At 68.1% G+C, this 13,506-nt stretch carries 16 protein-coding genes; 15 read left to right on the top strand and 1 reads right to left on the bottom strand.

What is annotated here, in order from left to right:
- Positions 1-42 precede the first annotated feature (42 nt).
- The 15 genes from ACZ5KV_RS03180 (at position 43) to ACZ5KV_RS03110 (ending at position 12,784) form a co-directional block, all read left to right on the top strand.
- Positions 43-180 (top strand): CcmD family protein, encoded by a 138-nt coding sequence (locus ACZ5KV_RS03180; protein ID WP_464240895.1) that lies wholly within the window; start codon positions 43-45, stop codon positions 178-180.
- Entirely contained in the window at positions 173-823 is a 651-nt protein-coding gene (locus ACZ5KV_RS03175) for a tetratricopeptide repeat protein (protein ID WP_464240894.1), read from the top strand. Before ACZ5KV_RS03180 ends, ACZ5KV_RS03175 begins: the two co-directional genes overlap by 8 nt.
- A 242-nt stretch (positions 824-1,065) precedes the next feature.
- Positions 1,066-2,214: an ABC transporter substrate-binding protein gene (locus ACZ5KV_RS03170; RefSeq protein WP_464240893.1), complete on the top strand. Its 1,149-nt coding sequence runs from the start codon at positions 1,066-1,068 to the stop codon at positions 2,212-2,214.
- 144 nt (positions 2,215-2,358) lie between these two features.
- Complete coding sequence (locus ACZ5KV_RS03165; protein ID WP_464240892.1) at positions 2,359-3,255, top strand: branched-chain amino acid ABC transporter permease; 897 nt, start codon at positions 2,359-2,361, stop codon at positions 3,253-3,255.
- Between the two features lie 10 nt (positions 3,256-3,265).
- Positions 3,266-4,309, top strand: coding sequence for a branched-chain amino acid ABC transporter permease (locus tag ACZ5KV_RS03160; protein WP_464240891.1), 1,044 nt, complete (start codon positions 3,266-3,268; stop codon positions 4,307-4,309).
- Positions 4,293-5,081, top strand: a complete 789-nt coding sequence (locus ACZ5KV_RS03155; RefSeq protein ID WP_464240890.1) for an ABC transporter ATP-binding protein — start codon at positions 4,293-4,295, stop codon at positions 5,079-5,081. The genes ACZ5KV_RS03160 and ACZ5KV_RS03155 overlap by 17 nt, the downstream gene beginning before the upstream one ends.
- Positions 5,074-5,781 (top strand): ABC transporter ATP-binding protein, encoded by a 708-nt coding sequence (locus ACZ5KV_RS03150; protein WP_464240889.1) that lies wholly within the window; start codon positions 5,074-5,076, stop codon positions 5,779-5,781. Before ACZ5KV_RS03155 ends, ACZ5KV_RS03150 begins: the two co-directional genes overlap by 8 nt.
- A gap of 50 nt (positions 5,782-5,831) precedes the next feature.
- Positions 5,832-7,346 (top strand): IMP dehydrogenase, encoded by a 1,515-nt coding sequence (guaB, locus tag ACZ5KV_RS03145; RefSeq protein WP_464240888.1) that lies wholly within the window; start codon positions 5,832-5,834, stop codon positions 7,344-7,346.
- 22 nt (positions 7,347-7,368) lie between these two features.
- Complete coding sequence (guaA, locus tag ACZ5KV_RS03140) at positions 7,369-8,928, top strand: glutamine-hydrolyzing GMP synthase (RefSeq protein WP_464240887.1); 1,560 nt, start codon at positions 7,369-7,371, stop codon at positions 8,926-8,928.
- Positions 8,929-9,012: 84 nt separating this feature from the next.
- Positions 9,013-9,357: a Sec-independent protein translocase protein TatB gene (gene tatB, locus ACZ5KV_RS03135; protein WP_464240886.1), complete on the top strand. Its 345-nt coding sequence runs from the start codon at positions 9,013-9,015 to the stop codon at positions 9,355-9,357.
- A gap of 17 nt (positions 9,358-9,374) precedes the next feature.
- Positions 9,375-10,499: a twin-arginine translocase subunit TatC gene (gene tatC, locus ACZ5KV_RS03130; RefSeq protein WP_464240885.1), complete on the top strand. Its 1,125-nt coding sequence runs from the start codon at positions 9,375-9,377 to the stop codon at positions 10,497-10,499.
- A gap of 113 nt (positions 10,500-10,612) precedes the next feature.
- The gene (gene hisB / locus ACZ5KV_RS03125) at positions 10,613-11,200 is read left to right on the top strand and encodes an imidazoleglycerol-phosphate dehydratase HisB (protein WP_464240884.1); all 588 of its coding nucleotides are present in this window, start codon (positions 10,613-10,615) and stop codon (positions 11,198-11,200) included.
- Positions 11,200-11,850, top strand: coding sequence for a hypothetical protein (locus ACZ5KV_RS03120; RefSeq protein WP_464240883.1), 651 nt, complete (start codon positions 11,200-11,202; stop codon positions 11,848-11,850). The genes hisB and ACZ5KV_RS03120 overlap by 1 nt, the downstream gene beginning before the upstream one ends.
- Positions 11,847-12,587, top strand: a complete 741-nt coding sequence (gene hisA / locus ACZ5KV_RS03115; RefSeq protein ID WP_464240882.1) for a 1-(5-phosphoribosyl)-5-[(5-phosphoribosylamino)methylideneamino]imidazole-4-carboxamide isomerase — start codon at positions 11,847-11,849, stop codon at positions 12,585-12,587. Before ACZ5KV_RS03120 ends, hisA begins: the two co-directional genes overlap by 4 nt.
- Positions 12,584-12,784 carry a heavy-metal-associated domain-containing protein gene (locus tag ACZ5KV_RS03110; protein WP_464240881.1) on the top strand — a complete coding sequence of 67 codons (201 nt, stop codon included), beginning with the start codon at positions 12,584-12,586 and terminating at the stop codon, positions 12,782-12,784. The genes hisA and ACZ5KV_RS03110 overlap by 4 nt, the downstream gene beginning before the upstream one ends.
- Before the next feature lie 124 nt (positions 12,785-12,908).
- On the opposite strand, the gene ACZ5KV_RS03105 is transcribed toward ACZ5KV_RS03110, so the two are convergent.
- Complete coding sequence (locus ACZ5KV_RS03105) at positions 12,909-13,316, bottom strand: hypothetical protein (RefSeq protein WP_464240880.1); 408 nt, start codon at positions 13,314-13,316, stop codon at positions 12,909-12,911.
- Positions 13,317-13,506: the final 190 nt, after the last annotated feature.

The raw sequence follows: 13,506 nt of genomic DNA, 5'->3' as shown, positions 1-13,506 counted from the left end.
ACCGCACCGACAACGGGGCCGCGCGCCCCGGGGAGTATGACAATGGACTATCAGACCGCTCTGCTTGCGGCCAACGTGGCCGTGTGGCTCGGTATCGGCGGCTACCTGCTGCTGCTCGGCGCCCGCCAGCGGCGCCTGGAAACCCGCATCGTGCAAATGGAGCAGCTCCGCAATGGCTAACAAGAAGAGCAAAACGCGCGAGAACAGGGCCGCCGCCCCGGCGGGAAGCCCCGCCGGTCCCTCTTCCGGAGTGAAGCTCGTGGTGGGCTTCGTGGCCGCCGGGCTGGTGGCCATGTTTCTGTGGTCCTTCGCCTACCGGGTGGACAACCCCTCCCTGGTCCAGGCCCCGCGTCAGGCGCGCAGCGCCCAGGCCGACGACCACGATCACGACCAGCAGCAGGGCGACGAGACGGGCATGAAGATGATCGCCACCCTCATGCAGCGCCTGCAGGAAAACCCCGAGGACGTGGACACCCTGGCCATTCTGGGCGAGCAGTTCATGCGCATGGGCCAGTGGGACCGCGCCACGCAACTGCTGGAACGCGCCCTGGCCGTGGCCCCGGCCAACGTCGAGGTCCTGAGCATGCTGGGCATCTGCGATTTCAACCGCGAGAAGTACCGCGAGTCCGCCGCCAAGTTCGAAACCATCCTCGAACTGGCCCCGCAGAACGTCATGGCCCGCTACAACCTGGGCGTGCTTTACGGGCACTTCCTGGACGACAAGGCCAAGGCCCGGGAGTTTTTCCAGGCCGTGGTGGACGCGCCCGACGTGGACGAACAGACCCGCCAGCAGGCCCGCGACGAGGTCAAGGGGCTGCAATAGGCCGGGCCGGAGCCGGGCCTTCGCGGCCCGGGAGGAGCGGCCCGGCGGGCGCCGCACGCCCGGCACACGCGGGGAAACGACGGGTAAACGATTTGACACGAACGCTGGGTTCATGGCACTTGTCTGCCTTGCGATTGTAAAGCTTCCCTGCGGCGCACCTCCCCCCGCAAACGCGCCCCGGGAAGCCCAGGCAAGGGGCTCGGCACCCGCCCGCCCGCCAAACTTTATCCGTGGAGGATCTCATGAAATTCGGATGGTCCAAAGCTGTCCTGCTGGCCTGCGTGATCGCCCTGATGAGCGCTCCCGCCTACGCGAAAACCATCAAGATCGCCTGCGCCTCGCCCTTCTCGGGCCCCGCGGCGGCCTACGGCGACAACGTCAAGGCCGGCGTGACCATGAAGGTCGAAGAGGTCAACGCCGCCGGCGGCATCAACGGTTCCCAGATCGAGGTCGTCTGGATGGACGAGCTGTGCGACCCCAAGGAAGCCAACACCGTGGCCTCCAAGATCGCGCGTGACGAGGAGATCGTGGGCATCGTGGGCCACCTGTGCTCCTCGGCCCATCTCGCCGCCCTGCCCACCTACACCCGCGCGGGCATCGCCGCCATTTCCCCCACCGCCACCAACGTCGCCATCTCCGACCAGAACAAGGACCGCAAGGGTCTGGTCTGGGCCTTCCGCGATGTGTACCGCGACGACTTCCAGGGCAAGTTCCTGGCCCGTTACGCCAAGGAAGTCCTGGGCGTGAAGAAGGTCGCCGTGTTCTACGAGAACAACGACTACGGCATCGGCCTGAAGGACGCCTTCGTGGGCGAGGCCAAGGGCCTGGGCCTGAGCATCGTCGGCGAGGAAGCCTACGTGAAGGGCACCCCGGACTTCACCCCGCAGTTGACCAAGCTGAAGGCCGCCGCTCCGGACGGCATCTTCCTGTCCGGCTACTACAACGAGGGCGCCCTCATCGCCTCCCAGGCCAAGAAGATCGGCCTGGACGTGCTGAAGTTCGGCGCCGACGGCTTCGACAACATGGACTACATCAAGCTGGCCGGCGACGCCTCCGAGGGCACCTACATCACCACGCCCTTCCTGGCCTCCGAGGCCGGCCCCGAGGCCCAGAAGTTCCTGGTGGACTTCAAGGCCCGCTACAACCGCGATGTTGACTACATGAGCGCCAACGCTTATGACGCCGCAGGCATTCTGCTCCAGGCCATCGAAAAGGCCGGGGCCGACCGGGCCAAGGTCCGCGAGTACATGGCCGGGATGAACACCCCCGAGAAGGGCTTCCACGGCGTGTCCGGCCTGACCTTCTTCGACGAACACGGCGACGCCCAGAAGCCCGCCTTCGTGAAGGTGGTCAAGGGCGGGGAGATGATTCCCGCGCAGCAGCTCAAGTAGCCGCGACCATTCAGGAAGTGAGCATGAAACAGGCTGGGCCCGGTTCCAGCCTGTTTCTTCATTTTCATTCTGCAACCCGCATCCGCCTCCCGGGGCGCCGCTCCTCCCGACCCTGCGGCCCCTGGCGACACCGGGGAGTGACCCTTGCTTGAACAGCTTCTCCCGCAACTGGTCAACGGCCTGACGCTGGGTGTGATCTATGCGCTCATCGCCGTGGGCTACACCATGGTCTACGGCGTCATCGAACTGATCAACTTCGCCCACGGCGAAGTCTACATGCTCGGCGCCTTTTTGTGCGTGACGTTCATCACCGCCGTGGGCATGCCCTTCTATCTGGCCATCGTGGCGGCCATGGGCTGCTGCGCGCTGATCGGCATGTTCCTGGACCTGGTGGCCTACAAGCCCCTGCGCAAGGCCCCGCGTCTGGCGGCGCTGATCACGGCCATCGGCATGTCCATTTTCCTGCAGAACCTGGCCATGGTCATCTGGGGCAGCCGCCCGCTGCCCTTCGTGCAGAGCGCGGTGCCCGCGTACCTGAACGAGACGGCCCTGACCTTCGCCGGGGTGTACCTGACCTGGTTGCAGCTCTTCATCTTCGGCGTGACCACGACGATGATGCTCGGGCTGATGCTCATCATCACCCGCACGCGTATCGGCACGGCCATGCGCGCCCTGGCGCAGAACAAGACCGCCGCCGCGCTCATGGGCATCAACGTCAACTTCGTCATCGCCTGCACCTTCGCCCTGGGCTCGGCCATGGGCGCGGTGGCGGGCATCCTGGTGTCGGTCTATTACAACTCGCTGTACCCGACCATGGGCTACGTGGCGGGGGTCAAGGCCTTCGCCGCGGCTGTGCTGGGCGGCATCGGCTCGGTGCCCGGGGCCATGCTCGGGGGCATCGTGCTGGGCGTGGCCGAGGCGCTGGGCGCGGGCTACGTCTCGTCGCTGTACCGCGACGGCGTGGCCTATGCCGTGATGATCGCGGTGATCATTTTCCGCCCCTCGGGCCTGCTGGGCAAGGCCGTCATCGACAAGGCCTAGGAGAACGGACATGGGCAAGATCAAACCGCTCCTCATCGTCCTGGCCCTGGGCCTGCTGGTCTACCCGCTGCTGCCCTTCGCCAACGAGTACCTGCTGCACGTCATGATCCTGGTCATGATCTACATGGTTCTGGCCATGGGCCTGAACATCGTGCCCGGCTTCTGCGGCCTGCTGGACCTCGGCTTCGTGGGCTTCTACGGCATCGGGGCCTACACGGCGGGCCTGCTCACGGTGCACTACGGCATGAGCTTCTGGCTCATCGTGCCCCTGGCGGCGCTGAACGGCGCGCTGTGGGGCGTTCTGCTCGGCGCGCCGACCCTGCGGCTGACCGGCGACTACTTCGCCATCGTCACCTTCGGCTTCTCGGAGCTGGTGGTGCTGTTTTTGACCAACGAAATCTGGCTCACGCGCGGGCCCCTGGGCCTGCCGGGCATCGACCCGGTGAACGTGAACCTGGAGTTCCTGAATCCCGACTGGTTCTGGGAGTTCTTCGGCGAGGTGCCCTATTTCTACCTCGCGGCGTGCATGGTGCTGCTGGTCTATTTCGTCCTGCGCCGGGTGGAGGATTCGCGCCTGGGCCGGGCCTGGTTCGCCATCCGCGAGGACCCGCTGGCCGCCGCGAGCTGCGGGGTGGACATCCTGACCTACAAGGTCATCGCCTTTGCCATCTCGGCGGGCATCGGCGCCGTGGGCGGCTCCTTTTTCGCCCGCTGGCAGCTTTTCCTCTCGCCGGACATGTTCAAGTTCTGGGAGTCGTTCCTGGTCCTGTGCATGGTGGTGCTCGGCGGGCTGGGCAACATTCACGGCGCGCTCATCGGCGCGGTGATCATGGTCTGCCTGGGCGAGGTGCTGCGCGAGGTGCTCTTCGTGCTCGGCCTGCCGCCCGAGGTGCGCTTCCTGTTCTACGGGTTGATCATGGTCCTCATCATGCGCTTCAAGCCCGCCGGGTTCTTCCCGGCCATCGCGGCCACGGCCAGGACCAACCCGCTGCTGGTGGCCCTGGCCGCGCGCATCGAAAAGACCTACGGAGGCCGCCGTGAATCCCATTCTTAAGATCGACGGCGTGACCAAACGCTTCGGCGGCCTGCTGGCGTTGAACGACGTGGAGTTCGAGGTCCGCCGGGGCGAGATCATGGGGCTCATCGGCCCCAACGGCGCAGGCAAGACGACCATGTTCAACTGTATCGCCGGGGTCTACGCGCCCACCGAGGGCAAGGTCGTCTTCGCGGCCGAGGAGGGCGCGCCCACGGTGACCAACGGCTTCAAACCCGAGCGGGTCACGGCCCTGGGCATCGCGCGGACCTTCCAGAACATCCGCCTGTTTTCGGAGCTGACGGTGCTGGACAACGTGCGCATCGGCTGCCACTGCCGCAGCCGGGCCAACTTCTTCGGCGCCGTGCTGCGCAGCCGGGCCCAGCGCCAGGAGGAGGCCGCGATCATCGAGCGCTCCATGCGCTGGCTGGACTTCGTGGGCCTGGGGGCCCAGGCCCTGGCCCAGGCCAGCGCCCTGTCCTACGGCAACCAGCGCCGCCTGGAGATCGCCCGCGCCCTGGCCACCGGGCCGCGGCTGATCATGCTCGACGAGCCCGCGGCGGGCATGAACCCCCAGGAAACGCGCATGCTCGTGGACCTGATCCACAACATCCTGGCCGAGGGCGTCACCGTGGTGCTCATCGAACACGACATGAAACTGGTCATGAGGATCTGCAACCGGCTGGTGGTCCTCGACCACGGCATGAAGATCGCCGACGGCACCCCCGAGGAGATCCGGGGCGACGAGCGGGTCATCGAAGCCTATCTGGGACGAGGTGCCGCCCATGCTTAAGGTCGAAGCCATCCATACCTATTACGGCAGCATCCACGCGCTGAAGGGCGTGAGCCTGACCATCGCCGAGGGCGAGATCGTGACGCTCATCGGCGCCAACGGCGCGGGCAAGTCGACCACGCTCATGAGCGTGAGCGGCGTGACCCGCCCGCGCGAGGGGCGCATCGAGTTCCTGGGGCAGGACATCACGCGCCTGCCCTCGGAGCGCATCGTGGCCATGGGCTTGACCCAGGTGCCCGAGGGGCGGATGATCTTCCCGGGGCTGACCGTGCGCGAAAACCTGCGCATGGGCGGCTACCTGCGGCGCGACAAGGACGGAATGCGCCGCGACGAGGCCATGATCTTCGACCTGTTCCCCATCCTGCGCGAGCGCCACAAGCAGGCCGGGGGCACCCTGTCGGGCGGCGAGCAGCAGATGCTGGCCATCGGCCGCGCGCTCATGGCCCGGCCCCGGCTGCTGCTGCTCGACGAGCCGTCCCTGGGCCTGGCGCCCATCGTGGTGGAGAACATCTTCCGCGTGATCCAGAAGATCAACGACACCGGGACCACCGTGCTCCTGGTGGAGCAGAACGCGCAGATGGCGTTGACCATCGCGCACAGGGGATACGTCCTCGCCACCGGCGAGGTCATCATGGAGGGCACCTCCCAGTCGCTGCTGCACGACCCCAAGGTGCGCAAGGCGTACCTCGGCGAGGACTAGCCCGCCCGGAACCAGAAAGCCCGGCCCCGCGCCGGATGGAGAAGACGCCCATGGACAAGATAGCGCATGACGGACTGACCTTCGACGACGTGCTGCTGCTGCCGGCCTATTCGGAGGTGCTGCCCGACGAGGTGGACGTGAGCACCTGGCTGACCCCGGCGCTCAAGCTGAACATGCCGCTCATCAGCGCGGCCATGGATACGGTCACCGAGTCCGAAATGGCCATCGCCATGGCCCGCCAGGGCGGGGCGGGCGTCGTGCACAAGAACCTGCCCATCGAGCGCCAGCGCCTGGAAGTGGAAAAGGTCAAGAAGTCCGAAAGCGGCATGATCATCGACCCGGTGACCATCCCGCCGGACATCACCGTGGGCCAGGCCCTGCGCGTCATGGGCGAGTACAAGATTTCCGGCCTGCCCGTGGTCAAGCAGGGGCGGCTGGTGGGCATCCTGACCAACCGCGACGTGCGCTTCGTGTCCGACCCGGACATCCTGGTGCGCGACGTGATGACCCACGAGCATCTGGTCACCGTGCCCCAGGGCACGACCCTGGAGCAGGCCAAGGCCCACCTGCACGAGAACCGCATCGAAAAGCTGCTGGTGGTGGACGAGAACAACACCCTCAAGGGGCTCATCACCATCAAGGACATCGAGAAGATCAGGAAATATCCCCTGGCCTGCAAGGACGACCTGGGGCGGCTGCGCGTGGGCGCGGCCATCGGCGTGGGCGGCGACCGCGACGCCCGGGCCGAGGCCCTGCTGTCCGCCGGGGCGGATTTCCTGGTGCTCGACTCGGCCCACGGCCATTCGGCCAACATCCTGCGCTCGGTGGCGGCGGTGAAGGCCGCCTTCCCGAACTGCCAGCTCGTGGCGGGCAACGTGGCGACCTACGAGGGCGCCAAGGCGCTCATCGAGGCCGGGGCCGACGCCGTGAAGGTCGGCATCGGGCCGGGCTCCATCTGCACCACCCGCGTGGTGGCGGGCGTGGGCGTGCCGCAGATCACGGCCATCATGGAGGCCCGCCGGGCCTGTGCCGAGGCCGACCGCTGCCTCATCGCCGACGGCGGCATCAAGTTCTCCGGCGACATCGTCAAGGCCCTGTCCTGCGGGGCGAACACGGTGATGATGGGCTCCATGCTCGCGGGCACCGACGAGAGCCCGGGCGAGACCATCCTCTACCAGGGCCGGACCTACAAGATCTACCGCGGCATGGGTTCCATCGACGCCATGCGCGAGGGCAGCTCGGACCGCTACTTCCAGGAGAAGCAGGCCGCCGAGGACCGCCGCGAAATGGACTGCGCGCCGCGCAAGCTCTCCAGCGAGTCCAAGAAGCTGGTGCCCGAGGGCATCGTGGGCCGCGTGCCCTACAAGGGCCCCGTCACGGACACCATCTACCAGCTCCTGGGCGGCCTGCGCTCGGGCATGGGCTACACCGGCTGCGGCACCATCGCCGAGCTGGGCGTCAAGACCCGCTTCACGCGCATCTCCACCGCCGGGCTGCGCGAAAGCCACGTGCACGACGTGATCATCACCAAGGAAGCGCCCAACTACCGGGTGGACTCCTATTAACCCGCAGCCAGCGGAGCCAGTCATGCAGCACCCCGACAAGGTCGTCATCCTCGACTACGGGTCCCAGTACACCCAGCTCATCGCCCGCCGCGTGCGCGAGGCCGGGGTATACTCCGAAATCCTGACCTGCGAGGCGTCCATCGAGGAGATCGCCTCGCGCAAGCCCCAGGCCATCATCCTCTCCGGCGGCCCCGCCAGCGTCACCGGCGCGGAGTCGCCCCAGCTCCAGCAGGGCGTCCTGGAGATGGGCCTGCCCGTTCTGGGCATCTGCTACGGCATGCAGCTTCTGGCCCACGAGTTGGGCGGGCGCATCACCGCCAGCCAGGACCGCGAGTACGGCCGCGCCGAACTGTCCATCGCCTCCTACGGCGCCTGCCCCCTGTGGGACGGCCTGGCCGAGAAGGGCGTGCATCATGTGTGGATGTCCCACGGCGACCACGTGGAGGCCGTGCCCCCGGGCTTTTCGGTGCTGGCCAGCACGGGCAACGTGCCCGTGGCGGCCATGGCCGACCCCGCCCGGCGCATCTATTGCCTGCAATTCCACCCCGAGGTGGCGCACACCGACGACGGCAGCCTGATCCTGGCCAACTTCCTGTTCAAGGTCGCGGGGCTGACCCCAGGCTGGACCATGAGCTCCTTCGTGGAGTCCAACGTCGCCGAACTGCGCGAGCGCATCGGCGCGGACGAGCACGTGGTCTGCGGCCTGTCCGGCGGCATCGACTCCACCGTGGTCGCCCTGTTGCTGCACAAGGCCATCGGCAAGCGCCTGACCTGCATCTTCGTGGACAACGGCCTGCTGCGCATGAACGAGGGCGAGGAGGTCGTGGGCTACCTGAAGGAGCATTTCGACCTGAACCTGGTCTGGGTCCAGGCGCAGGACGAGTTTCTGGACAAGCTCGAAGGCGTTCAGGACCCCGAGCGCAAGCGCAAGATCATCGGCCACACCTTCATCGAGATTTTCGACCGCGAGGCGGCCAAAATCCCCAACGTGAAGTTCCTGGCCCAGGGTACCCTGTACCCGGACGTGATCGAATCCATCTCCTTCAAGGGCGGCCCCAGCGCGGTCATCAAGAGCCACCACAACGTGGGCGGACTGCCCGAGCGCATGAACCTGTCCCTGGTGGAACCGCTGCGCGAGCTGTTCAAGGACGAGGTGCGCCGCGTGGCGGTGGAGCTGGGTCTGCCCGATTCCATCATCTGGCGCCACCCCTTCCCCGGGCCGGGGCTGGCCATCCGCATCGTGGGCGAAATCACCCGCGAGCGGCTGGACATCCTGCGCCGCGCCGACCGCATCGTGCAGAGCGAGTTGCGCGCCACGGATTGGTACCGCAAGGTCTGGCAGGGTTTCGCCGTGCTCTTGCCTCTTAAAACCGTTGGGGTTATGGGGGATGGCCGGACGTATGAACACGTGGTCGCCCTGCGCGTGGTCGACAGCGTGGACGCCATGACCGCCGACTGGACGCGGTTGCCCTCGGAGATCCTGGCCCGGATGTCCAACCGGATCATCAACGAGGTCAAGGGCGTGAACCGCGTGGTCTTCGACATCTCCTCGAAGCCTCCCGGCACCATCGAGTGGGAGTAGGGCGGGCCGGGGGCGCCCCGGCGCCCCCGGGCGGCCCTGCCCGGCCCCGGACGGCCCGAGCACCTGTTACGCGAAGGGAGAGCCATGTTCGGTTCCATCGGTTCCATGGAAATTCTGCTCATCATCGTGGTGGCGCTGCTTGTGGTCGGCCCCAAGAAGCTGCCCCAGGTGGCGCGCACCCTGGGCAAGACCTTCGGCGAGTTCAAGCGCGTGACCAGCGACGTGCAGCGGACCATCAACGCCGAGGTCGACCGCGCCGAGCGCCAGGAGCGCGTGGCGCGCGCCAAGAGCGAGTTGTTGCCCGAGGACGCCGCGCCCAAGGCCGCCCCGGCCAAGGCCGAGCCTGCCGCCACGGTTGACGCCGCCGCCACGGCCACGCCCGTTGCCGAGGCCGACCAGACCCCCAAAGAGCCCGCCAAGGGCGCCTGATTGCAGCGCGAGGCCCCATGACCGAGGATCGCAAGCCCGAAGAACTGGACCCGACCGCCCCCGAGGCGCCCGAAACCCCTGAGGCTCCCGGAGCGTCCGGGGAGGATTCCGCCGTCCAGGCCACCCCCGCGCCGGAGCCCGTTGCCGGGGACGATGCCCCCGCGCCCGCCGGAGGCGCCGCGGACACCCCGTCCGCCGACGCGGCGGACGGGGCCGATGCCGACGGCGATGCCGGTGGCGCTGGCGGCACCGGCGCGGCAGGCGACTCCGAGACCTCCGCCCCCGAAGCGGACATTGCCCCGCGCCCCGAGACAGCCGCCGAGGCCGCCTCCGGGGCGGAGTCAGGCGGCGCATCCGAGGCCGCCCCCGGCGCCAAGGACGACGGGGACGGGGAGGAGCTTCAGGAAATGGGCCTGCTGGGCCACCTGGAGGAACTGCGCATCCGCCTGACCCGGGCGGCCATTGCCGTGGTCCTCGGGGCCTGCGTCTCCTATGCCTTCGCCGAACATCTCTATCGCTTCATCATCGATCCGTTGATGCCCTTCGTCTCCGGAGGTCACCTGATCTATACCAGCCCGGCCGAGGGGTTTATCACCTACATCAAGCTGGCTGCCGTGGCGGGGATATTTCTGACCAGCCCGTATTCCTTCTATCAGATGTGGGCCTTTATCGCCCCGGGGCTGTACAAGGAGGAAAAACGCTACATTGCGCCCCTGGCCATGGCTTCAGCCATGCTTTTCGTCGGCGGAGCGCTATTCAGCTACTACAAGGTCACTCCCCTGGCCTATGAGTTCTTCTCCAGCTTCGACAATGAGTTCATGGTCATGCTGCCTTCGGTGAAGGAGTCGCTGGCCATGGGCCTCAAGCTGCTGTTCGCCTTCGGCATCGCCTTCGAACTGCCCCTGGTCATCTTCTTCCTGGCCCGCCTGGGCGTGGTGTCGTCCGCGGGGCTGCGCCGCAGCCGCAAGTACGCCGTGCTGGGCGCATTCATCGTCGGCGCGCTGCTCACGCCGCCCGACCCGGCCTCCCAGTGCCTCATGGCCATCCCGCTGGTCCTGCTTTACGAGATCGGCATCTGGCTGGCGCATTTCTTCGGCAAGAAAACGGCCCCCGCCGCGGAAGAGGAGGAGGCCGCCGCCTGAGCCGCGCCCGCGCGCCGGGGTGCGGCCTTTGACGCCACCCGGGATTTGGAGCATTATCAATCCTGGCGGGCACCTTGCCCGCCGTGGCCCCGCCATCGACCACGGAGACCGCCATGAGCACCCGCACCGCCCGCTACGACCGGGCCACCAAGGAAACCAGCGTCGAGGTCGCCCTGAACCTGGACGGCACCGGCAAGGCCGAGGTGGCCACCGGGGTGGGCTTTGCCGACCACATGCTGACCCTGTTCGCCTTCTGGGCCCGGCTGGACCTGACCCTGACCTGCCGGGGCGACCTGGAAGTGGACGCCCACCACAGCCTGGAGGACGTGGGCCTGTGCCTGGGCCAGGCCCTGGCCGACGCCCTGGGCGACAAGAGCGGTATCGCGCGCATCGGCCTGGCCCGGGTGCCCATGGACGAAGCCCTGACCGAGGTGGTCGTGGACATTTCGGGGCGGCCCTATCTCGTCTATGAGGACGGGCCCGTGCCCGCCGTCGTCGCCGGGGACGAAAAGGACGTGTGGCGCGAGTTCTTCAAGTCCGTGGCGCAGCGCGCCGGGCTGAACCTGCACATCAATTTTCTCTATGGCCGCAACGGCCACCACCTGCTCGAATCGGCCTTCAAGGGCTTCGGCCTCGCCCTGGGGCAGGCGGCGGCGCGGACCCGCGACGGGGTGCCGAGCACCAAGGGGAGTCTGGACTGATGCAACGCCGTACCCGTTTTCTCCTGTTGGCCCTGGCCGCGCTGGCCGCCCTGGCCGTGAGCTCCCTGGGCGCCGGGTGCCGCCGCGCTCCGGCCGCCGCCGTGGAAGGCCCCTCGGGCTCGCTGGCCGTGGCCGGATTCCAGTTACCGTCCTCGTCGAGCGATGTGCTGGGCGGCTACCTGGAAAACGGCCTGCCCGTCGTGCCCCTCCAGGACCTGGACGCCCTGGACGCGGCGCTGCTCCAGGCGTTGAAGCATCAACCCGCCCTGGGGCCCCAGGCCGTGCAGCAGTGCGCGGAGACGGTGCTGGCCGAGGAGTCCGGCTCCAGCCGCGCCTTCGAGCATTGGCTGGCCGTGGGCCGCTGCCTGGACGTGGACTGGCTGCTCATCCCGCAGATCACCTCCTGGCGCGAGCGCGAGGGCAGCGACGTTTCCGTGCGTCGGCCCGCCTCGGTGACCCTGTGGCTGCATCTGCTGGACGTGCGCGGCGAGACCTTCGCGACGCGCTACAAGTTCGAGGAGACCCAGCAGTCCCTGACCGAGAACTTCCTCAAGGCCGGAAAGTTTTTCGAGCGCGGGGGCAAGTGGGTCGGCGCCGGGGAACTGGCCCGCGAGGGCGTGGCCGCCGGAATCAAGGAGCTTGGATTGTGATCGTTTTTCCCGCCGTGGACATCAAGGACGGCCAGTGCGTGCGCCTCAGGCAGGGCCTTGCCGATCAGGTCACCGTGTTCGGCGACGACCCGGCGGCCATGGCCCGGCACTGGGCCGCCCAGGGCGCGCGCTACCTGCACGTGGTGGACCTGGACGGCGCCTTTTCGGGACAGCCGCGCAATTTCGAGCTGATCCGCACCATCTGCGACGAACTGGACATCCCCGTGCAACTGGGCGGCGGCATCCGCGACCTGGACACCGCGAAGGCCTACATTCGCGCGGGGGTCACACGGCTGATCATCGGCACCATGGCCCTGGAAAATCCGGAACTGTTCGGCGAGCTGTGCGCGGCCCTGCCGGGGCGGATCGGTGTGTCCCTGGACGCGGTGGACGGGCGGCTGAAGACCAAGGGCTGGGTGCAGGACGCCGGGCAGGAGGTCTTCGACGTGCTGCCGCGCCTGCGCGGACAGGGCGCCGCGTTTCTCATCTACACCGACATCAGCCGCGACGGCATGCAGACCGGGGTCAACGTCGCCGCCCTGGAGCGGCTGTGCGTGGCGGCGGGGCTGCCGGTCGTCGCCGCCGGGGGCGTGCATACCCTGGACGACATCAAGGCCTTGTACCCCCTGACGGCCAAAGGCCTGGAGGGGGCCATCACCGGGCGGGCCATCTACGCCGGAACCCTCGATCTGGCCCAGGCCCAGGGCTGGATCGCCGCCCAAGGAGGAACGTCATGATCAAGCTCGAAGTGCGGGGCATGTCCTGCAAGCATTGCGTGGGCAGCGTCACCGAGGCCCTGCGCAAGGTGCCGGGAGTGACCGGGGTGGACGTGAGCCTGGAGAAGGCCAGCGCCGCCGTGGAAGGCAGTCCGGACCCCGAGGCCCTGAAGAAGGCCGTGGCCGCCATCGGGTTCGAGCCGGGGAAGGTTGAATAGCCCGTCACCCAGCCACTCGGGGCCGCCCGTCGCGCAGGCGCGCGGCGGGCGGTCTTGTCTTTTTCGCCCGGAGCCCCGCCTGGCCCTGTGAGGCCCGGGGCGGGGACAGCCGGGGGCGGCCGGATTATCCGGCCACCAGCGTGGTGAAGGTTTCCGCCGTGCTTCCCAGGTAGTCCCGGGCCGTGAGGGGCGCGGAGGGCGGCAGGGGCCGCCCGCCCCGCAGGCGGCGTTCCAGGCGCGTGATTTCCTGGTGCAGGGCCTTGTCCGCAGCGCGCAGGAGATGCAGCGCGACCACGGCCTCTCCCGTGTCCAGGCGCCCGGCGGCGACCTCGGCGTCCAGGTGGCGGCAGACGGCGAAAAAGAGGCCCGCGGGCCGCGGGAGCCAGGGCAGGGCACGGCTTTTCGTCCGCACGGGCATGGCCGCCACGGCGCGCCGGGCCGCCGCGAAGCCGTCGTGCACGTCGAGCTCCACGTCCGCGGTCAGCAGGCCGTGGGCGTCCAGCCAGGCGATGAGGGTGTCTTTGGAGAGCATCCGCGCCCCCTCCGGGGCAAAGATTTCCCGATATCCAGGAAATTCAAAGGTACATGAAAACATCGTGCCAGGCAATGCACCGGGAGTCCCCCCCCCGGCACCGGGGCGCACCGGCGTTCGCCCTGTGTCCGCCCGGCGTCGGGAGGATGGCGCCGGGCGCCATTCCCTCACCTCCGGGGGGCTTTGTTCT

Source organism: Desulfocurvus thunnarius, from assembly GCF_055390965.1.
The sequence above is the reverse complement of the archived record's forward strand: the minus strand, read 5'-3'. Positions and strand labels throughout refer to the sequence as shown.